Consider the following 20846-nt stretch of genomic DNA (forward strand, 5'->3'; position numbering starts at 1 on the left):
TATACATCCGTGCGGTAATTAATGGATTAACTCCGCAGGACACCCCAGGGGCAAGGGAAATAGGGCTTCTGATTGGTCCGACTGCATACCAATGTGAACCGGCGGCTCAGACGGCGAGTACCTTCACGCCGGCCTCGGTGAGCTGCGCGACCGCCTCCGGAGCGATGCCCGTGTCGGTCACGAGGAGGTCGATCCGGTCCAGACCACAGATCCGCGCGAACGCCCGGCGGCCCATCTTCGAGGAGTCGGTCACCACGACGACGCGGCTCGCGCGCTCCGCGAAGAGCCGGCTGATGCTCGCCTCGTCCTCCTGGTGGGCCATCACGCCGAGCGCCGCGTCCACCCCGTCGACGCCCAGCACCACCACGTCGAGCACGACCTCGTTGAGCACCCCGACCGTCAGCGGGCCCACCAGCTCGTACGTCTGGGGCCGGGCCACCCCGCCGGTGGTGACGATCTTGATCTGCGGGCGCACCGCCAGCTCGCCCGCGATGTTGAGCGCGTTGGTGACGACGGTCAGGGCGGGTCCGGACGTCGCGGCTCCCCCCGCTCCCGCCGTCCCCGCCGTGTCCGCGCGGCCGCTCGCGAACCGCAGGGCGAGGGCGCGGGCCACCTCCGTGGTCGTCGTGCCCCCGTTGAGCCCCACGACCTCTCCCGGTGCGATCAGATCGGCGGCTGCCTCCGCGATCCGCCGCTTCTCCGCCGCGTGCCGCGTCGACTTGTAGCGCAGCGGCAGCTCGTAGGAGACACCGTGCGCCACCGCCCCGCCCCGTGTCCGTATCAACAGCTGCTGCTCGGCGAGCTCGTCGAGGTCCCGGCGGATCGTCGCGGCGGAGACGTCGAGGGCGGTCGCCGCCTCCTCGACCTCCAGCTTCCCCGAGGCCGCCAGTAGTTCAAGGAGCGTGTTCCACCGCTCGTGCTTGGACATGTGTCCCTCCCTCGGGCTCGTGCGCGCGTCCGATTCTATCCGTCGGAGGGCGCGGGACCTGGAAAGCTGCTGCATGTTTCTGCTTGAATGTCATCGACTTCAAGCATCTTCCATCATTCCTGTGCACTCTTCTTGCAAGGAGACCGGCATGAGCACCACCCGCACCGCCGTGGAGATCGCCTCCCAGCCGACGACCTGGCGACAGGCTGCCCGCACCCTGCCCCAGCACACCTCCGCCCTGCCCCGGCGGGGCGAGCGGGTCGCGGTCATCGGCTGTGGCACCTCCTGGTTCATGGCCCTGGCCTACGCGGAACTGCGCGAGTCCGGCGGTCACGGCGAGACCGACGCCTTCGCGGCCTCGGAGTTCCCCTACGGGCGCCGGTACGACCGGGTCGTGGCGATCACCCGCTCCGGCACCACCAGCGAGGTCCTTGCCGTCCTGTCCAAGCTGCGCGGCACGATCCCCACGGGCGCCGTCACCGCCGATCCGACGACCCCGGTCATGGACCTCGCCGACGAGGTCGCCGTCCTGGACTTCGCCGACGAGGAGTCGGTGGTCCAGACCCGCTTCGCGACCACGGCGCTCGCCCTGTTCCGCGCGCACCTGGAGTCCGAGGACGCGCTCCCCGAGGGCGTGGCCACCGTCGAGGAGGCCGCCCGGGACGCCGAACTGGCCCTCACCGCCCCCCTGGACGAGAGCGTCCTGACGGCGGAGCAGTTCACCTTCCTCGGCTCGGGCTGGACCTACGGACTCGCCCTGGAGGCCGGACTGAAGATGCGTGAGGCGGCCGGCGCCTGGACGGAGGCGTACCCGGCGATGGAGTACCGCCACGGCCCCATCAGCATCACCGGACCCGGCCGGGTCACCTGGGGCTTCGGCGTCCTCCCGGCCGGCCTCGCCGACGAGGTGCGCAAGGTCGGCGGCACCCTCTCCGAGAGCGACCTCGACCCGCTGGCGGAGTTGATCAGGGCCCAGCGGCTCGCCGTGGCGGTCGCCGAGGCCCAGGGCCTGAACCCGGACACGCCCCGCAACCTGACCCGTTCGGTGGTCCTCACCGACGTCCCCGCCTGACCGCCACCCCGCTCCGCCCACTCCCCGGGAGAAGAACGACCATGCCGTTGACGCCGACCGATGAGATCGTCCGCCGCGCCCGCGCGGCGGGCACCGGTGTGGGGGCGTTCAACGTCCTCCAGCTCGAACACGCCCAGGCCATCGTGGCCGGCGCGGAGCAGGCCGACCGACCCGTCGTGCTCCAGATCAGCGAGAACACCGTCCGCTACCACGGCGCCCTGGAACCGGTCGCCCTCGCCTCGCTGGCCATCGCCCGCGCCGCGAAGACCTCCGTCGCCGTGCATCTGGACCACGCCGAGAACCCCGACCTCGTCCGCGAGGCCGTCGTACTCGGCCTGGGCTCCGTCATGTTCGACGCCTCGAAACTGCCCTACGCCGAGAACGTCGCCGCGACCCGCGAGGTCGTGGAGCACTGCCACCAGCACGGCGTCTGGGTCGAGGCCGAACTCGGCGAGGTCGGCGGCAAGGGCGGCGCCCACACCCCGGGCGTCCGGACCGACCCCGACGAGGCCCGCGCCTTCGTCGAGGCCACCGGCGTCGACGCCCTCGCGGTCGCGGTCGGCAGCTCCCACCAGATGCTGACCCGGGACGCCGTCCTGGACTTCGAGCTCATCGCCCGTCTGCGTGCCGCCGTGGACACCCCGCTGGTCCTGCACGGCTCGTCCGGCGTCTCCGACACGGACCTCACCGCGGCCGTCGCGGCCGGCATGACCAAGGTGAACGTCTCCACCCATCTCAACAAGGCCTTCACCCGGGCCGTCCGCGAACACCTCGGCGAACACCCCACCGCGGTCGACCCGCGCCACTACCTCACCCCCGCCCGCGCGGCCGTCGCCCGCGAGGTCGCCCACCTCCTGGCCGTCCTGTCCCCGGCCTGACCCGGAGCGGCCCGGGGCCGGGCCGCTCACACCTCCTGAAGCGCCCTGAGCAGACCGCGCACGGCGGGCAGGGCCAGTGAGGACTCTCGCACCGCCGCGTGGATGGCACGGACCGGCTCCGGCCCCCGGACCTTCCGGACGACCACGTGCGGGTGCCGGCCGCCCAGGCCCGTCAACGGGATCAGGCTGACACCGAGACCGGCCGCGACGAACCCCTGCGCGGTCGCGTACTCCTCGCACTCCACCGCGATGTCCGGGGTGAACCCGGCGGCCGCGCAGGCGTCGAGGACGGCGTCGAGGCAGGGGCCGGGACGCTCGCTGCCCACCCATGGTTCGGCGGCGAGCTCCGCGAGGTCGACGGCGGTCCGGCGCCCCGCGAGCGGATGGCCCCTCGGCAGCACCGCGCGGTAGGGGTCGTCGAGCAGATGGACCAGACGGAGGCCGTCGCCGAGCCCGCCCGGGCCGCCGCCCCGGGGCCGTACGACCAGGGTGAGGTCGGCCTCCTCGTCGGGCGCGCCGTCGGCGATCCTCAGATCGACCCGAACCCCCGGGTGCTCGGTACGGAACCGGGCGAGGGCGGGGGCGACGAGGTCGGCGCCCGCCGTGGCGAAGTACCGGACCACGATCCGCCCGGTGCGCCCCGCCCGCAGATCGGCGAGGGCGGTCTCCGCCTCGGACACCTGACGTCCGATGACGGCGGCGTGCTCGGTGAGCAGGCGTCCGGCGGCGGTCGGCCGCACACCACGCCCGAACCGTTCGAGCAGCGCGATGCCGGCCTCCTTCTCCAGGACACCGATCTGCTGACTCACGGCGGAGGGGGTGTAACCGAGGTTCGCGGCAGCGGCGGTGACGGAGCCGCTGGTCACCACCGCCCGGAGCACCTGCAGGCGTCTCACATCCAGCATGTAGCAGAGCTTAACGCCGCATGCATGATCCTTCGCTTGTCCTGTCGGATCGCGCGGAGGACGGTGGGTGACATGACATCGGCGATACGCATGGGTGTCCTCGCCCTGCTCTGGGGCTCGGGCTTCCTCTGGATCAAGATCTCCCTCAACGAGGGCCTCACACCGGGGTGGATCACCTTCGTACGGTGTCTGCTCGGCGCCGCGGTGCTCCTCGCGCTGGCGTTCGGCGCGGGGCAGCGACTGCCGAGGGACCGCGCCACCTGGGGGCGGCTCGCCGTCGCCGCCTTCTTCTGCAACGCCCTGCCGTTCCTGCTCTTCTCCATCGGCGAGCAGACCGTCGACAGCGGAGTGGCCGGCGTCCTCAACGCCACCACCCCGCTCTGGGCCCTCCTCATCGGTCTGGCCCTGGGCTCGGAACGCCCCCTGAGCGTCCCCCGCCTGGCCGGCCTCGGGCTCGGCTTCGCCGGAGTCCTGCTGATCTTCGCGCCCTGGAGCCACGGCTCCGGCCTGATGAGCTGGGGCGCCCTCGCCCTCCTCGGCGCCTCCGCGAGCTACGCCGTGGCCTTCGCGTACATGGCCCGCCACCTCACCGGCCGGGGCACCGCGCCGCTGGCGCTCTCCGCCGCGCAGCTGACCACCGCGACCGGCCTGAGCACGCCCGCCCTGGCGGCCGGCGGAGCGGCGACGGTGACCTGGGCGGGCGTCCTCGCGGTGGTGGTCCTCGGGGTGTTCGCCACCGGGCTCACCTTCCACCTGAACTACCGGATGATCGCGGAGGAGGGCCCGACCGCCGCCGCCACGGTCGGCTATCTGCTGCCCGTGGTGTCCGTGACCCTGGGCGCCGTGGTCCTCGGCGAGCCCCTGACGGCACGGGTGGTGGCGGGGATGGCGGTCGTCCTGGTGGGGGTGGGCCTGACGCGATCGAACCGGACGCCGCCCGCCGGCACGGAGCCGCGCCCCGTCGCTCCCCCGTCCGCACGCGATCGGCTCGGCACCCCCTAGGGCGCGTCCTCCGGGTGGGCCCCTAGCCGACCCGCTCGACGACGAAGACGGGGATCTCCCGGTCGGTCTTGCGCTGGTAGTCCGCGTAGTCGGGGAACGCGGCGACCGCGCGTTCCCACCAGGCCGCGCGCTCCTCGCCGGTGACCAGACGGGCGTCCATGTCCCAGACCTCCGTGCCGTCGCGCAGTTCGACGAGCGGCGCGGCGACGAGGTTGTGGTACCAGACGGGGTGCTTCACCGCCCCGCCGTTCGAGGCGACGAGCGCGTACGCCCCCTCGTGCTCGACCCGCATGAGCGGGGTCTTGCGGATCTTGCCGCTCTTCACGCCGACGTTCGTGACCAGGACGACCGGCATGCCTCGCAGGGTCGTGCCCTTGGTGCCGCCGGACGACTCGTACAGCTCGACCTGGTCACGCACCCACTTCGTCGTGCTGGGCTCGTACTCACCTTCGAGTGGCATGGGATGTCCTTTCGGTGGTGTGCGGTGGCACCGGCGGACGGCCCCGTCCGTTCGGCGCCGTCCGGGTCCGTCCCTCGGAAGGCGGCCGGGACCGGTGCGTTGTCAGTGCCGACTCCTAGGGTGGCAGCTGACGTGACGACAGCGGTGTGTGACACAGGGGAGAGCGGGCGGCATGCGGGAATTGTTCCTGACGGACCAGCAGGCGTACATCCGGTGGATCGACCTGCCCGGAGACGGGCCCGTGCGGGTGTTCGTGCACGGGCTCGGCTGCACCGCGGCGTCGGACTTCGCCCACATCGCCGCCCACCCCGCCCTCGGCGGCGGCCGGGCGCTGCTCGTGGACCTCCTCGGCCACGGGCTCAGCGACCGGCCCGCGGAGTTCGACTACCGCATGGAGTCCCAGGCGGCGGCCGTGGCCGCCGTCCTCGACCACCTCGGTCTCACGGGCGTCGACCTCGTCGGGCACTCCATGGGCGGCGCGGTGACGATCCATCTGGCGGCCGCGCGCCCCGAGCTGGTGGGGAGGCTCGTGGTCGCGGAGCCGAACCTGTACGCGGGCGGGGGCGCGTTCAGTTCCCCGGTGGCCGCCCAGGACGAGGAGGCGTTCGTGGCGCGGGGGTTCGCCCGGATGCTGGCCGTCGCCCAGCGCGCCGACTACGCGGCCCGGCTGCGCCTCGCCGACCCGCTGGCCGTGCACCGCAGCGCGGTCGCCCTGGTCGAGGGCAGCACGCCCGCGCCCGGCGACCTCCTCGCCGCGCTGCGGGCGCCCAGGGCCTTCCTGGTGGGGGAGTCGAGCCTGCCGGACGCCGACGCGGAGAAGGTGGCCGCCTTCGGCGTTCCGGTGATCGAGGTCCCGCGCGCGGGGCACAACCTGATGCTGGACAACCCGGAGGGGTTCGCCCTGGCGCTCGCCCAGGCCCTCGCGACCGCCCCGGCTTCCGGCCACGACGGAAGCTGATCCGGCCACTTCGGGTGGGTGGGACGGGGGTTCGATTGCAAGCGTATGGCAGATGCATGACAAAGCCTCAACTTCCTTGAGCCACGCCCGTGGAGCGGCCAGGCTGCTGAGCACGCCAGGACCGGACCCACCCGTCCCGGCCGTGCGCGTGGCCCCACGCGCACCCCCACTGTCGTGCCGCCCCACCCCCCACCCGGCACGACGCTCATGAGGAGGACTCCCTCGCCATGGCACTCCCGCAGAGCACCAAGACCCGCTTCGCCGTGACGGCCTCCGCCGTGACCGCCGCCGCCCTGCTCGGCACCTTCGCCGCCGTCCCCGCGCAGGCGGCCCCGGCCGAAGGCGTCGTCCTCGCGGCGGGTTCGGCCGACGCGGTACCCGGCAGCTACATCGTCACCCTCAAGCAGGGCGCGGGCTTCAAGGCCGCCTCGGCCAAGGGGCGGAGCCTGATATCCGGCTACGGCGGCACGGTCCGCACGACCTTCGGCTCCGCCGTCAACGGCTACACCGCCGCCCTCGACGAGAAGGCGGCCCGCCGCCTCGCGGCCGACCCGGCCGTCGCCTCCGTCGAGCAGAACCGGATCGTCCGCGCCGACGCGACGCAGACCAACGCCCCCTGGGGCCTGGACCGCATCGACCAGGCGAACCTGCCGCTCTCCGGGACGTACACCTACCCCGACACCGCCGGCGGCGGCGTCACCGCGTACGTGATCGACACCGGCGTCCGGATCAGCCACTCCCAGATCGCCGGGCGCGCCGTCAACGGGTACGACGCCGTCGACGGCGACACGGTCGCCCAGGACGGCAACGGGCACGGCACGCACGTCGCCACGACGATCGCGGGCTCCACCTACGGCGTGGCCAAGGCGGCGCGGATCGTGGCGGTCCGCGTGCTCGACAACAACGGCTCCGGCACCACGGCAGGCGTCATCGCGGGCATCGACTGGGTCACCGCCCACCACACCGCCGGCGCCCCGGCCGTCGCCAACCTCTCCCTCGGCGGCGGCGCCTCGACCGCTCTCGACAACGCCGTGAAGAACTCCATCGCCGACGGCGTCACCTACGCGGTCGCCGCCGGCAACTCCGGGGTCAACGCCTCCTCCACCTCGCCCGCCCGGGTCCCGGCGGCCATCACGGTCGGCGCCACGAGCAACACCGACGCCAAGGCCAGCTGGTCCAACTACGGCTCCGTCCTCGACCTCTTCGCCCCCGGCGTGTCCATCACCGCGGGCTGGAACACGAGCGACACCGCCACCAGCACCATCTCGGGCACCTCGATGGCCACCCCGCACGTCGCCGGCGCCGCCGCGATCTACCTCGCGGGCCACCCCTCCGCGACCCCCGCCCAGGTGGCCACCGCCCTCGTCAACGGAGCCACGACCGGCAAGGTGACCACCCCGGGCAGCGGCTCCCCGAACCGGCTCCTGAGGATCGTCCCGTAACACCGTCCGGCGGAACCGTGCGATGACCGCACCGCCCCGGAGGCAGCCGGCGCCTCCGGGGCGGAGTCACGCCCGGGCCCGGCGACGGAGGCGGGCCCCCGCGTCCCGCGAGCCCCCGGCGCTGAGAGGATCGACCACATGACCGATCCGTTCCGCCAGGAGTCCCCGGTGACCAGCCTCCTCACCTACGCCGACATCAAGACCGCCGCCGACCGGATCGGCGGCCACGTCCGCCCCGTCACGATCGCCCGCGCCGACACCGGCGACGAACCGTACGCACTCCACTTCGCCCTGGAGCTCATGCAGCACACCGGCTCCTTCAAGGCGCGCGGCGCGCAGAACTTCCTCCTCGCCCACCGGGAGGAGGGCACCCTCCCCGACGCCGGCGTCACGATCGCCTCCGGCGGCAACGCGGGTCTCGCGTGCGCCTGGGCGGCCCTCCGGCAGGGCGTCCGCGCCACGGTCTTCCTGCCGACGACCGCACCGAAGGTGAAGGCCGACAAGCTCCTCGGCTACGGCGCCGACGTCCGTCTCGTCGGCACGGAGTACGCCGAGGCGCTCGCCGCCTGCGAGGCCTTCGCCGCCGAGACCGGGGCGCTCGCCTCCCACGCGTACGACCATCCCCTGATCGCCGCCGGGGCCGGCACGCTGCTCGACGAGATCCAGGAGCGGATCCCGGACCTCGACACCGTCGTCGTCGCCGTCGGTGGCGGCGGACTCTTCGCCGGTGTCGCCACCGCCGCCCGGCACCACGGCATCAGGACCGTCGCCGTCGAACCCGAGAACTGCCGCGCCCTCGACGCCGCCCTCCGGGCGGGACACCCGGTCGACGTGACCGTCGACTCCGTCGCCGCCGACTCCCTGGGCGCCCGCCGCGCCTCCGCCACCGCCGTCGCGGCCGCCCGGGAGGACGGTGTCCGCACCGTCCTCGTCACGGACGCCGAGATCACCCGCGTCCGCCGGTTCCTCTGGGACGACCGCCGTCTCGCCGTCGAGCACGCGGCCGCCACCGCCCTGGCCGCCCTGACGTCCCCGGACCCGTCGGACGGGACGGGGCGCGGCTACCGCCCGGCCCCCGGTGAGAAGGTCTGCGTCGTCCTCTGCGGCGCCAACACCGACCCCGCCGACCTCGTGCCCGCCCCGGCGGAGGGTGCGAGATGACCGGACCGACCCCTCCGGCCGCCGACGCCCGTCCGGCTGCTCTGCCCTGACCATCGCGTCGGCGTCCGCGCCCCCCCGGACCCCCACCGGACCGGCCCGGGTCTGCGCGGCCGGTGCCCTCGTGGTGGAGTGGTCGACGGACCGACCCCGCCGGAGGAAGGTGCGCAGGTGGCCGGTGGTGTGGAGGGGGCGTCCCGTGCGTCAGGATGGGGGCATGACCGAAATTCGTACCCCCCGTCTCCTCCTCCGACGCTGGACCGACGACGACCTCGTCCCGCTGTCCGAGATCAACGCCGACCCGGAGGTCATGCGCTGGATCGGTGACGGCTCGGTCCGGGACCTGGAGGAGACCGCGGAGGACATCGAGCGGTACGAGGAGGAGTGGGACGAGGAGGGCTTCGGCCTCTTCGCCGTCGAGCTCCTGGCCTCGGGCGAGCTGATCGGCTTCGCCGGCCTGTCCCTGCCGGAGTTCCTGCCCGAGGTGATGCCGGACGTCGAGATCGGCTGGCGCCTGGGCAGGCCCTTCTGGGGACAGGGATACGCCTCCGAGGCCGCCCACGCGGTCCTGGAGTTCGCTCTCCAGGACCGCGGTCTCGACCGGGTCGTCGCCATCACGCACATCAGCAACCAGGCCTCCGAGAACGTCATCGGCAAGCTCGGCATGTCCGAGGAGCGGGAGACGAACCACCCGGTCTTCGGCCTTCCCCTGCGCGTCTACGCGATCGACCTCACCGAGTACGAGGCCTGAGCCCCGCCGGCGACCCGGTCTCAGCGGGTCGCTCAGTGACGCTCGGGCAGGTCCCGCTCGGCCGGCAGCGACGTCAGGTCACGGGCCGCGGACGGGGCGGCGGCGCGGGAGGACGCGGCGGGCACGGGCTTCTTGCCGCAGAACGCGGCCTCCAGCACCCCGCCGAGCGCCGTGTTGGCGACACCGCGGTTCGAGGTGTTCGCCATGGCCGAGAGGCTGCGGCGGCCGTCACGGGTCGAGAAGGTGTACGTGTAGAAGCCCTGCACGGTGCCGGTGTGACCGAACACCTGCGTACCGCACGACAGGTTGTACCGGCGCAGGCCGAGCCCGTAGAACCGGGTGTTGGTGGCGTCGGTCGGCGTGACCGTCGTCATGGCCTCCATCATCGCCGGGGACAGCAGCCGACCGCGCAGCAGGGCGCTGGTGAAGGTGTTGAGATCGGCGGGGTTGGAGATGACCGCACCGGCGGACTGCGCCCAGGACACGGTCTGCTCCGTGGAGTCCACCAGCGCGCCGCCGGCCTCGTCGGGGTGCAGGTAGCCGCGGACGTGCGCGCCCTTGATCCGGGTATCGGGGTGCACGTACGAGGTGTTGCGCAGCTTCAGCGGCTTGAAGATGCGGTGCTCGTACGCCTTGGCCACGGGCTTGCCGGTGAGCTTCTCGATGAGCATGCCGACGACCACGAAGTTGGCGTTCGAGTACTGGTAGGAGACACCGGGCTGGGTGGTGCGGGGCTCGCTCAGGGAGAGGTCGACGAGCTCCTGGTAGCTGAACACCCGGTTCCGCACGGCCTCGAAGCCCGGCACGGTGTGGGCGAACATCGCGTTGGTGTAGTCGGCGAGACCGCTGCGGTGGGTCAGCAGGTGACGGACCGTGATGCGGTCGTCGGGAAGCAGGCCCGGGAGGTAGGTGTTCACCGGCTGGTCGAGCTCCAGCCTGCCCTCCTCCACCAGCTGGAGGAGCACGACGGTGGAGAACGTCTTGCTGACGCTGCCGATCCGGAAGCGCGACCGGATGTCCATGGGCGTGCCCGCGACACGGTCCAGGACGCCGGCGGTGCGGCTCTGGACCCCGGTGGGGCCGGAGAAGCGGGCCATCGCTCCCGGTGCCCCGTTGGCCATGGCCGCGTCGAGCGCTGCGGCGACGCCGTCCATGTCGGGCGCGGGGACGGCGGGCGTGGTGGTGGCCGGGGTCGCTGCGGCGGGGGTGCTGGGGGCGGCGAACGCGCTGGTGGCGGGAGTGATGCCGGCGGCGAGCGCGGCGATCAGGGTGGCGCTCACGGCCACACGGCGGTGCGACGACAGGGGCACGTTGGTTCCTCGACTTCTTCCGGGACGTTCGGCACGGCACACGGCAGAGGTGTGCCGAGGGGTACGGGAACACCCGGCCGCCCGGCCCGGTCCCCGGTACCCATGGATCATGAGTGCCAACGCGCGACTTCGGTTCCTGACACGGCACGCGCCTTTGCGGAACCCGCAGTTCCGGGGCGTGCGGGAACGACCGGGGGCCCGGCCGGCCGACGGGGTGTCGGCCGGCCGGGCCCCTGAGGGTCGACCGCGATCCGGACGGGGTCCGGAGGGGGATCAGACGGTGTCGAACCGGTCCAGGTCCATCACACGGCTCCACGCGGAGACGAAGTCGTTCACGAACTTCTCCTTCGCGTCGTCGCTCGCGTAGACCTCGGCGAGCGCGCGCAGCTCGGAGTTCGAGCCGAAGACCAGGTCGGCGCGGGTGCCCGTCCACCTGACCTCGCCCGTGGCGGAGTCGCGGCCCTCGAACGTGTTCGCGTCCTCGGACGTCGCCGACCAGGTCGTGCCCATGTCGAGCAGGTTGACGAAGAAGTCGTTCGTCAGGGAGCCCGGGGTCGTGGTGAGGACACCGTGCGCGGACTGCTGGTGGTTCGCGCCCAGGACGCGGAGGCCACCGACGAGGACCGTCAGCTCGGGCGCGCTCAGGGTCAGCAGGTTGGCGCGGTCGACGAGCAGGTACTCGGCCGGGAGGCGGTTGCCCTTGCCCAGGTAGTTGCGGAAGCCGTCCGCCTGCGGCTCCAGGGCGGCGAAGGACTCCACGTCCGTCTGCTCCTGGCTCGCGTCCACACGGCCCGGGGTGAACGGGACCTCGACGTCGAAACCGGCGTCCTTGGCGGCCTTCTCGACCGCCGCGGAGCCCGCGAGCACGACCAGGTCGGCGATCGAGACCTTCTTGGCGCCGGTGGCGTCGAAGGACTCCTTGACGCCTTCGAGGGTGCGCAGCACCTGCGCCAGCTCGTCCGGGTTGTTGACCTCCCAGTTGCGCTGGGGCTCCAGGCGGATGCGGCCGCCGTTGGCGCCGCCCCGCTTGTCGCTGCCGCGGAAGGAGGAGGCCGCGGCCCAGGCGGCGGAGACCAGCTGGGCGACGGTGAGGTCCGAACCGAGGATCCGCTCCTTGAGGGAGGCGACGTCCGCGGCGTCGAGCAGCTCGCCCTCGCGGGCCGGCAGCGGGTCCTGCCACAGCAGGACCTCGGAGGGGACCTCCGGGCCGAGGTAGCGGACGACGGGACCCATGTCACGGTGCGTCAGCTTGTACCAGGCGCGGGCGAAGGCGTCCGCGAACTGCTCGGGGTTCTCGTAGAAGCGCCGCGAGATCTGCTCGTACGCCGGGTCGAAGCGCAGCGACAGGTCGGTGGTGAGCATCGTCGGGAGGTGCTTCTTCGACGCGTCGTGGGCGTCGGGGATGATCGCCTCGGCGTTCTTCGCCACCCACTGGTGAGCACCGGCCGGGCTCTTGGAGAGCTCGTACTCGTACTCGAAGAGGTGCTTGAAGAAGTCGTGGCCCCACTGCGCGGGGGTGGTGGTCCAGGTGACTTCGAGACCACTGGTGATCGCGTCGGCGCCCTTGCCGGTGCCGTACGAGTTCGCCCAGCCGAAGCCCTGCGCCTCCAGGGGGGCGGCCTCGGGGTCGTCGCCGACGTTCTCCGCGGGGCCGGCGCCGTGGGTCTTGCCGAAGGTGTGGCCACCGGCGATGAGGGCGACGGTCTCCTCGTCGTTCATCGCCATGCGGCGGAAGGTCTCGCGGATGTCGCGGGCCGCGGCGACCGGGTCCGGGTTGCCGTTGGGGCCCTCGGGGTTGACGTAGATGAGGCCCATCTGGACCGCGCCGAGCGGGTTCTCCAGCTCGCGGTCGCCGGTGTAGCGGTCGTCGCCGAGCCAGGTGGTCTCGGGGCCCCAGTAGACGTCCTCGTCGGCCTCCCACACGTCGGCGCGGCCGCCGGCGAAGCCGAAGGTCTCGAAGCCCATGGTCTCCAGGGCGACGTTGCCGGTGAGGATCATCAGGTCGGCCCAGGAGATGTTCTGGCCGTACTTCTTCTTCACCGGCCACAGCAGACGGCGGGCCTTGTCCAGGTTGCCGTTGTCCGGCCAGCTGTTGAGCGGCGCGAAGCGCTGCTGACCGGCGCCGGCGCCACCGCGGCCGTCGCTGATGCGGTACGTACCGGCGCTGTGCCAGGCCATCCGGATCATGAGCGGGCCGTAGTGGCCGAAGTCGGCGGGCCACCAGTCCTGCGAGGTGGTGAGGACGTCGGCGATGTCACGCTTCACGGCCGCGAGGTCGAGGGCCTCGAACGCCTCGGCGTAGTCGAACTCCGCGCCGAGCGGGTTCCCCACGACGGGGTTCGTGGCGAGGATCTTCAGGTTGAGCCGCTCCGGCCACCACTGGCGGTTGCCGCCGCCCTGGGTCGGGTGCGCGGCACGACCGTGCGCGACCGGGCAGCCGCCCGTGCCCTCGGGGGCGGGGTCGGTGACGATTGCGTCGTGGTTCTCGGACATGCAAATCCTTCCGGACGGGGCGGATCGTGGTGCTGCTCGGCCGTGGCGGGCGCCGGCGGGGGGGTCTTGCGCCCGACCGGCACCGTGGTGTCCCTTGGCTACTGCCGGAACCGATCCTACGATGGACAGAGTCCAAGTCAAGAACCCCGCCAATTATCCGAAGAGGTGAGCCGGAAATGAGTGACCTGCTGGAGCGGCTGCGTGTGCGCGGCTGGCGGATGACGTCCCAGCGGCGTGTCGTCGCGGAGGTCCTCGCCGGCGAGCACGTCCACCTCACGGCCGACGAGGTGCACGCGCGTGCGGTGGCGCGGCTCCCGGAGATCGCGCGGGCGACGGTCTACAACACCCTGGGGGAGCTGGTCGCCCTGGGGGAGGTGGTGGAGCTCTCCACCGACGGCCGGGCGAAGCGGTACGACCCGAACGCGCACCGGCCTCACCAGCACCTGGTCTGCTCGAACTGCGGGATCATCCGCGACGTCCACCCGACCGGGGATCCGCTGGCGGTCCTGCCGCCCGCGGAGCGGTTCGGCTTCACCGTCGCGAAGGCGGACGTGACGTACCGCGGGCTCTGCCCCGCCTGCGCCTGAGTCGGCGGCGGGAAGCGGGAACGGGAAGAGCCCCTCCACCGGGTCGGTGGAGGGGCTCTTCCCGTGCGGCGTTCGCCGCGGGTGCTGTTCCGGGACGCTTCTCGTCCGGGGCGCCCCCCTGGCGGGGCGTCCTGGACCGGGGCGTCCCGCTCGGCGTCCTACTTCAGGACCGCGAGCGCGTCGTCGTAGCTGGGCTCCTCGGCGATCTCGCCCACGAGCTGCGCGTGCAGGACCGTGTCGTTCTCGTCGAGGACGACGACGGCGCGGGCGGTGAGGCCGGCCAGCGGGCCGTCCGCGATCTCCACGCCGTAGTTGGTGTGGAACTCACGGCCGCGGAGCGTCGAGAGGTTCTTGACGTTCTCCAGGCCCTCGGCGCCGCAGAAGCGCGCCTGGGCGAAGGGGAGATCGGCGGAGATGCAGAGCACCACCGTGTTGTCCAGCGCGCCGGCCTTCTCGTTGAAGGCGCGGACGGAGGACGCGCACGTCGGGGTGTCGACGCTGGGGAAGATGTTGAGGACCTTGCGCTGACCGGCGTAGTCCTTCAGCGACGTGTCCGCCAGACCCTCGGCGACGAGCGTGAAGTCAGGAGCCTGGCTTCCCGGGGTCGGGAGGGCGCCGTTGACCTGTACGGGGCTGCCCTTGAGCGTGACCTGGGCCATGGGGGATCTCCTTCGGGCGAAGTAAGTGACAACGGGGGGAATCGTACGGCGTGCGGACTCGTCCGCCGGACACGGCCGTCCGGAGGTCCGGGACGAGGCGGGCCTGAGGGGATTCATGGATATGAACATCAGGATCCTGGTGCAGGGCACCTGAGCTGCTGGAACCGTTCATTCGGCACCGAAATCGCCTTCTTGACGCGCCTGGTTCAGACCTTTAGGTTCCAGCCTCAAGGGTCACCGACCGTTCACATACATGAAGAAGGGGCACCCCCATGTCCTTATGGCGCGAAGGTTCCGCCGCCCGGCACTCGCGAAGGAGTGTGCCGCTCGCCGTCCCCCTGCTGCTCGCCGCTCTCCTGGCCACCCTCGTCGCCGGCCCCGGAGGCGGCCGAGCCGAGGCCGCCCCCGCCGCGTTCGTCCACCCCGGTGTCCTCGTCTCCCGGGGACAGCTCGACTTCGCCCGCGAGCAGGTCAACGCCGGGGCGCAGCCCTGGAAGGGTGCCTACGACCAGATGGCGGCCGGCAAGTACGCCTCGCTGTCGCGCGTTCCGAAGCCGCGCCCGGTCGTGGAGTGCGGCTCCTACTCGAACCCGAACAACGGCTGCACCGACGAGCGGGAGGACGCCATCGCCGCGTACACCCTCGCGCTGGCCTGGTACGTGACCCGGGACAGCCGGTACGCCCAGAAGGCGATCGAGATCATGGACGCCTGGTCCGGTGTGATCACCGACCACACCAACTCCAACGCGCCCCTGCAGACGGGCTGGGCCGGCTCCTCCTGGCCGCGCGCCGCCGAGATCATCCGGTACACCTACACCGGCTGGCCCCAGGCCCGCGTCGACCGTTTCAAGACGATGCTCCGCACGGTGTACCTCCCCGAGGTCGCCAACGGCTCCCACTCCAACGGCAACTGGGAGCTCAGCATGGTCGAGGCCGCGATCGGCATCGCCGTCTTCCTGGAGGACCGCGCCGCCTACGACAAGGCTGTGACCACGTTCCGCGGCCGTGTCCCCGCGTACATCTACCTGGCGAGCGACGGCGCGCTGCCGAAGGCCGCGCCGGGCAGCGGCCTCGACACGCGCGACGAGATCGTCCGGTACTGGCAGGGCCAGACCACCTTCGTGGACGGCCTCACCCAGGAGACCTGCCGCGACCTCACGCATACCGGATACGGTCTGTCGGCCATCTCGCACATCGCCGAGACGAGCCGCATCCAGGGCCAGGACCTCTACCCCGAGGTCGCCGACCGGCTGCGCCACGCCCTCGGCCTCCAGGCCAAGTACGAGCTGGGAACCGCCGTTCCGGGCTGGCTCTGCGGCGGCACCCTCAAGGATCACCTCGGACCGGTCACCGAGGTGGGCTTCAACGCGCTCCACCATCGCATGGGGTACGCGATGACCCACACGCAGAACCTCACCGAGTCCCGGCGTCCGGCCGGCACGAACAACCTCTTCGTCGCCTGGGAGACCCTCACCCACGCCGGCAACCCCCGCTGACCGGAGGGCGCGGGGGAGTCCGTACCTCTTGACGCCCCCTTACTTCACTTCTTAAATCATGGAGGCCAGCAAAGCGGTTCGCGCGGAGTCATGTCATGAGCATGGCATGACTCCGCGTCTCCCCCCACACCCGACGGAAGAGAGAGTCATGCCCTCCTCCCGCTCAACACGGCGCCCGCTGTTCACCGCCGTGACGGCCCTCGCCCTCGCCGTGGCCACCGCCGCCCTCGGCCCCGGCGCCCTCGCCGGTCCGCCCGGCGCGGGCGAGCGGCTCGCCGCTGTCCAGCCTGCCGTCCAGCCCGCCGCCGAGGCCGCCGCCGTCACCTTCTCCGACGACTTCGACGGCGCCGCCGGAGCCGCCGTCGACGGCGCGCGGTGGCAGATCGAGACCGGCGACAACGTCAGCAACCACGAGCGGCAGTACTACACGGCCGGCAACCGGAACGCCGCCCTCGACGGCCAGGGCCACCTGGTGATCACCGCCCGCAAGGAGAACCCGGGCAACTACCAGTGCTGGTACGGACGGTGCGAGTACACCTCCGCCCGGCTCAACACCGCCGGAAAGTTCACCACCCGGTACGGGCACGTCGAGGCCCGTATGAAGGTGCCGCGCGGCCAGGGCATGTGGCCGGCGTTCTGGATGCTCGGCAACGACCTCGGCCAGGTCGGCTGGCCCGCCTCCGGCGAGATCGACATCATGGAGAACGTCGGTTTCGAGCCGTCCACCGTCCACGGCACCCTGCACGGCCCCGGCTACTCCGGCTCCGGCGGCATCGGCGCCGGATACACCCTGCCCGGCGGTCAGGCCTTCGCCGACGCCTTCCACACCTTCGCGGTGGACTGGTCGCCCGGCAGGATCACCTGGTCGGTCGACGGGACCGTCTACCAGACCCGCACGCCCGCCGACCTCGGCGGCCGCACCTGGGTCTTCGACAAGCCCTTCTTCCTCATCCTCAACCTCGCGGTCGGCGGCTACTGGCCCGGCGACCCGGACGGCTCGACCACCTTCCCGCGGCAACTCGTCGTCGACCACGTCCGCGTCACCACCGCCGACGGCCCCACCACCGGCGGGCCGATCACCGGGATCGGCGGCAAGTGCGCCGACGTGGCCGCGGCGAACAGCGCGAACGGCACCCCCGTCCAGCTCTACGACTGCAACGGCACCGGCGCCCAGCAGTGGACCGTGGCGGCGGACGGCAGCATCCGGGCGCTCGGCAAGTGCCTCGACGTCACCTCCGCCGGAACCGCCGACGGCACCCCCGTCCAGCTCTGGGACTGCAACGGCACGGCGGCCCAGCGCTGGACCGCCAACGCCGCCCGCGACATCGTCAACACCGGGTCCGGCACGTGCCTGGACGCCACCGGCAACAGCTCCGCGAACGGCACCAGGCTGCAGATCTGGACCTGCGGCGGCACACCGAACCAGAAGTGGACGGTGACCCGCTGACGGGCTGCCCCGCTGACGCGCTGACCGGCCGGCTGACCGGCCGGTCGGCCCACCCCCCTCACCCGGACGAGTCGCCGGTCCCCGCGTCCGGCGGCCCACGTACGCTCGTCCCGTGCCACCCACCCTCCGCCTCCACCGCGTCGCCGTCCTCGTACTCGAAGGGGCGAAGCCGCTCGACGTCGGGATTCCCGCGCAGGTCTTCACGACCCGCGCGAGCATGCCGTACGAGGTGAGGGTGTGCGGCGCGGAACCCGGACTCGTCGCCGGGGGCGACGGCCTCTCGTACGCCGTCGCCCACGGCCTTTCCACGCTCGCGTGGGCCGACATCGTCTTCGTCCCCGGCTACCGCTTCCCCGACCGCGAGGACCCGCCGCGCGCGGTCGTCGAGGCGCTGATCGCCGCCCACGACCGGGGCGCCCGCCTCGCCGCGATCTCCACGGGCGCCTTCGCGCTCGCCGCGACGGGCCTGCTCGACGGCAAGCGCGCCACCACCCACTGGCACTACACCCAGGCCCTCGCGGCGAAACGCCCCCTCGTCCAGGTCGACGAGAACGTCCTCTTCGTCGACGAGGGCAGCGTGCTCACCTCCGCGGGCGCCGCCTCCGGCATCGACCTGTGCCTGCACATCCTGCGCGGCGACCTCGGGGTCGCCGCCGCCAACCACGCGGCCCGACGTCTCGTGGCCGCCCCCTACCGCAGCGGCGGCCAGGCGCAGTACGTGCCGCGCAGCCTGCCCGAGCCGCTCGGCGAACGGTTCGCCGCCACCCGCGAGTGGGCGCTCCACCGGCTCGGCGAACCGCTCACCCTCGACGTCCTGGCCCAGCACGCGGCCGTGTCGGCGCGCACCTTCTCGCGCCGCTTCGTCGAGGACACCGGGTACACGCCCATGCAGTGGGTGATGCGGGCGCGCGTCGACCTCGCCCGCGAGCTTCTGGAGCGCTCGGAGCGGAGCGTCGAGCAGATCGCCGCCGACGTCGGGCTCGGCACCGGCGCGAACCTGAGGATGCACTTCCAGCGCATCCTCGGCACCACACCGAGTGACTACCGGCGGACCTTCACCAAGGGCGAATAGCGCGCTCCGGGACCGTCCCGGAGACGCTTGGCGCGATCCTTGCGGACCGTGGCGATCCCGCCTCTGTCGAGACCCGTCCCACGGAGCGAACCTGGTGGCGACGCAGAAAGGGACACCTCATGACTCGCATCGCCATCAACGGATTCGGCCGCATCGGACGCAACGTGCTGCGCGCGCTCCTGGAGCGCGACACCGACCTGGAGGTCGTGGCCGTCAACGACCTGACGGAGCCGGCCGCCCTCGCGCGGCTGCTCGCCTTCGACTCGACCTCGGGTCGCCTGGGCCGTCCGGTGAGCGTCGACGGGGACACCCTCGTCGTCGACGGCCACCGCATCAAGGTCCTCGCCGAGCGCGAGCCGGCGCAGCTTCCGTGGGCCGAGCTCGGCGTCGAGATCGTCCTTGAGGCGACCGGTCGCTTCACGTCCGCCAAGGCCGCCCGCGGCCACATCGACGCCGGGGCCAAGCGCGTGCTGGTCAGCGCGCCCGCCGACGGTGCCGACGTCACGCTGGCGTACGGCGTCAACACCGACGCGTACGACGCGGACCTGCACACCATCGTCTCGAACGCCTCGTGCACGACCAACGCGCTCGCGCCGCTCGCCAAGGTCCTCGACGACCTCGCCGGCATCGAGCACGGCTTCATGACGACCGTCCACGCCTACACGCAGGAGCAGAACCTGCAGGACGGTCCGCACCGCGACCCGCGCCGCGCCCGCGCCGCCGGCGTCAACATCGTCCCGACCTCGACGGGTGCCGCCAAGGCCATCGGCCACGTGCTGCCGAACCTCGACGGCAAGCTGTCGGGCGACTCGATCCGCGTACCGGTCCCGGTCGGCTCGATCGTCGAGCTCAACACGACGGTCGCCCGTGACGTGACCCGCGAGGACGTCCTCGCGGCGTACCGTGCCGCGGCGGAGGGCCCGCTCGCCGGCGTCCTGGAGTACTCGGAGGACGCTCTCGTCTCCTCCGACATCACGGGCAACCCGGCCTCGTCGATCTTCGACTCGGAGCTGACCCGCGTCGAGGGCCGCCACATCAAGGTCGTCGCCTGGTACGACAACGAGTGGGGCTTCTCGAACCGCGTGATCGACACGCTCCAGCTGCTGGCCCGCTGACCCGGACGCCACCACCCGCCCACCGCCCTCGCCGAACCACGGATTCGGCGGGGGCGGCGTGCGTGCGCGCGGGCCGGGGAGCGCGGTCGTGGGCAGGTGCCCAAGCCGGCCCCGGAAGGTCTGGGCTCCTGCGGACAGACAGCCGCCCCGGCGCGCTCGATCATGGCCTGGTCACGCTTGCGAGGACGCGCAACGTGCCCGATCCGTGAAGGAGTTCGTATGCCAGGGAGAATTCCGGGGAGAACGAGCCGTGTGTTCGGCGGTCTCCTGCTCGCCGCTCTGATGGCCGTGTGCGCCGCACCGGGCACCGCCCGCGCGGCGGTCGACGAGGGGGCGGCGGGGAGTGTCCCGTCCGTCGGCACCGACTGGGGCCGGCCGGGCCCGTACGAGGTGGGCGTCGACATCGAGGCGGTGCACACCTTCTACTACCCGAAGGACATGGGGCGGTCGGGGGAGCGGCACCCGGTGATCATCTGGGGCAACGGTACGGGCGCGGTGCCCGGGTTCTACGGCTCGCTGCTGCGGCACTGGGCGAGCCACGGTTTCATCGTCGCCGCCGCCAACACCCCCACGTCGAACTTCGCGATCAGCATGCGCGCCGGGATCGACGTCCTGGAGCACCGGAACGCGGACGGCTCCAGCCGGTTCCACGGCAAGGTGGACCTCGACCACATCGCCTCCGCCGGGCACTCGCAGGGCGGTGCGGCCGCCGTCAACGCCGCCGTCGACCCCCGGGTCGACACCGCCCTCCCCATCCAGCCGGGCCCGCTGACCGATCCGGACCTGATGGACGAGCCGGTCTTCTACCTGGCGGGCCAGCGCGACCTGACGGTCTGGCCGGCCCTGGTGAAGGCCCTGTACCGGGATTCGGACCACGTGCCCGCCGTGTACGGCGAGGTCCGTGGCGCCGGGCACCTCAGCTCCATCGGGGACGGTGGGGACTTCCGCGCCCCGACCACCGCGTGGCTGCGCTTCTGGCTGCTCGGTGACGAGAACGCGCGGGGCGTGTTCTTCGGCCCGGGGTGCGGTTACTGCGCCGACGACGACCTGTGGTCCGGCTGGGACCGCAACTCCGGGGCCCTCCGGATCCCGGGCCCCACGAGCTGACGCCAC

At 72.3% G+C, this 20846-nt stretch carries 19 protein-coding genes; 13 read left to right on the forward strand and 6 right to left on the reverse strand.

Annotation, left to right across the window (positions count from 1 at the left end; genetic code table 11):
* Window positions 1-106: 106 nt before the first annotated feature.
* Window positions 107-928, reverse strand: a complete 822-nt coding sequence (locus tag ABT129_RS32605; RefSeq protein WP_351908840.1) for a DeoR/GlpR family DNA-binding transcription regulator — start codon at window positions 926-928, stop codon at window positions 107-109.
* A 148-nt stretch (window positions 929-1076) separates the two neighbouring features.
* On the opposite strand from ABT129_RS32605, the gene ABT129_RS32610 reads away from it, so the two are divergent.
* A complete protein-coding gene (locus tag ABT129_RS32610) occupies window positions 1077-2000 on the forward strand; it encodes an SIS domain-containing protein (RefSeq protein WP_351908842.1) in 924 nt (307 codons plus the stop codon).
* A gap of 41 nt (window positions 2001-2041) precedes the next feature.
* Window positions 2042-2878 carry a class II fructose-bisphosphate aldolase gene (locus ABT129_RS32615; RefSeq protein ID WP_351908844.1) on the forward strand — a complete coding sequence of 279 codons (837 nt, stop codon included), beginning with the start codon at window positions 2042-2044 and terminating at the stop codon, window positions 2876-2878.
* A gap of 26 nt (window positions 2879-2904) precedes the next feature.
* On the opposite strand, the gene ABT129_RS32620 is transcribed toward ABT129_RS32615, so the two are convergent.
* Window positions 2905-3783: a LysR family transcriptional regulator gene (locus tag ABT129_RS32620; RefSeq protein WP_351908846.1), complete on the reverse strand. Its 879-nt coding sequence runs from the start codon at window positions 3781-3783 to the stop codon at window positions 2905-2907.
* A gap of 72 nt (window positions 3784-3855) precedes the next feature.
* Here ABT129_RS32620 and ABT129_RS32625 point away from each other — a divergent pair, with 72 nt between their 5' ends.
* Window positions 3856-4785, forward strand: a complete 930-nt coding sequence (locus ABT129_RS32625) for a DMT family transporter (protein WP_351908848.1) — start codon at window positions 3856-3858, stop codon at window positions 4783-4785.
* Between the two features lie 22 nt (window positions 4786-4807).
* On the opposite strand, the gene ABT129_RS32630 is transcribed toward ABT129_RS32625, so the two are convergent.
* A complete protein-coding gene (locus ABT129_RS32630) occupies window positions 4808-5245 on the reverse strand; it encodes a nitroreductase family deazaflavin-dependent oxidoreductase (RefSeq protein WP_351908850.1) in 438 nt (145 codons plus the stop codon).
* 172 nt (window positions 5246-5417) lie between these two features.
* On the opposite strand from ABT129_RS32630, the gene ABT129_RS32635 reads away from it, so the two are divergent.
* The 4 genes from ABT129_RS32635 to ABT129_RS32650 all read left to right on the forward strand — a co-directional run bounded on the left by ABT129_RS32635 (window position 5418) and on the right by ABT129_RS32650 (window position 9554).
* The gene (locus tag ABT129_RS32635) at window positions 5418-6203 is read left to right on the forward strand and encodes an alpha/beta fold hydrolase (protein WP_351908852.1); all 786 of its coding nucleotides are present in this window, start codon (window positions 5418-5420) and stop codon (window positions 6201-6203) included.
* A 227-nt stretch (window positions 6204-6430) separates the two neighbouring features.
* Window positions 6431-7645 (forward strand): S8 family peptidase, encoded by a 1215-nt coding sequence (locus tag ABT129_RS32640; protein ID WP_351908854.1) that lies wholly within the window; start codon window positions 6431-6433, stop codon window positions 7643-7645.
* Window positions 7646-7783: 138 nt separating this feature from the next.
* A complete protein-coding gene (locus tag ABT129_RS32645) occupies window positions 7784-8806 on the forward strand; it encodes a serine/threonine dehydratase (protein ID WP_351908856.1) in 1023 nt (340 codons plus the stop codon).
* Between the two features lie 214 nt (window positions 8807-9020).
* Window positions 9021-9554, forward strand: coding sequence for a GNAT family N-acetyltransferase (locus tag ABT129_RS32650; protein WP_351908858.1), 534 nt, complete (start codon window positions 9021-9023; stop codon window positions 9552-9554).
* A gap of 32 nt (window positions 9555-9586) precedes the next feature.
* Here ABT129_RS32650 and ABT129_RS32655 read toward each other — a convergent pair whose 3' ends face one another.
* Window positions 9587-10864 carry a serine hydrolase domain-containing protein gene (locus ABT129_RS32655; protein ID WP_351908860.1) on the reverse strand — a complete coding sequence of 426 codons (1278 nt, stop codon included), beginning with the start codon at window positions 10862-10864 and terminating at the stop codon, window positions 9587-9589.
* A gap of 273 nt (window positions 10865-11137) precedes the next feature.
* Window positions 11138-13357, reverse strand: coding sequence for a catalase/peroxidase HPI (gene katG / locus ABT129_RS32660; protein ID WP_351908861.1), 2220 nt, complete (start codon window positions 13355-13357; stop codon window positions 11138-11140).
* A gap of 176 nt (window positions 13358-13533) precedes the next feature.
* Here katG and ABT129_RS32665 point away from each other — a divergent pair, with 176 nt between their 5' ends.
* Entirely contained in the window at window positions 13534-13944 is a 411-nt protein-coding gene (locus ABT129_RS32665; RefSeq protein WP_351908862.1) for a Fur family transcriptional regulator, read from the forward strand.
* Between the two features lie 158 nt (window positions 13945-14102).
* Here the strand turns inward: ABT129_RS32665 and tpx are convergent, their stop codons facing one another.
* Window positions 14103-14603: a thiol peroxidase gene (gene tpx, locus ABT129_RS32670; protein WP_351908864.1), complete on the reverse strand. Its 501-nt coding sequence runs from the start codon at window positions 14601-14603 to the stop codon at window positions 14103-14105.
* A gap of 272 nt (window positions 14604-14875) precedes the next feature.
* Between tpx and ABT129_RS32675 the strand changes: the two genes are divergently transcribed.
* From ABT129_RS32675 to ABT129_RS32695, 5 genes are all read left to right on the forward strand, one after another.
* Window positions 14876-16099, forward strand: coding sequence for an alginate lyase family protein (locus tag ABT129_RS32675; RefSeq protein ID WP_351908866.1), 1224 nt, complete (start codon window positions 14876-14878; stop codon window positions 16097-16099).
* 148 nt (window positions 16100-16247) lie between these two features.
* Complete coding sequence (locus ABT129_RS32680; RefSeq protein WP_351908868.1) at window positions 16248-17546, forward strand: ricin-type beta-trefoil lectin domain protein; 1299 nt, start codon at window positions 16248-16250, stop codon at window positions 17544-17546.
* Between the two features lie 112 nt (window positions 17547-17658).
* The gene (locus tag ABT129_RS32685) at window positions 17659-18618 is read left to right on the forward strand and encodes a GlxA family transcriptional regulator (RefSeq protein ID WP_351908870.1); all 960 of its coding nucleotides are present in this window, start codon (window positions 17659-17661) and stop codon (window positions 18616-18618) included.
* Between the two features lie 119 nt (window positions 18619-18737).
* Complete coding sequence (gene gap / locus ABT129_RS32690) at window positions 18738-19733, forward strand: type I glyceraldehyde-3-phosphate dehydrogenase (protein WP_351908872.1); 996 nt, start codon at window positions 18738-18740, stop codon at window positions 19731-19733.
* A gap of 219 nt (window positions 19734-19952) precedes the next feature.
* A complete protein-coding gene (locus ABT129_RS32695) occupies window positions 19953-20840 on the forward strand; it encodes a poly(ethylene terephthalate) hydrolase family protein (protein WP_351908874.1) in 888 nt (295 codons plus the stop codon).
* Window positions 20841-20846 lie beyond the last annotated feature (6 nt).

The organism is Streptomyces sp. NPDC002057, assembly GCF_040296665.1.
Lineage (GTDB): Bacteria > Actinomycetota > Actinomycetes > Streptomycetales > Streptomycetaceae > Streptomyces.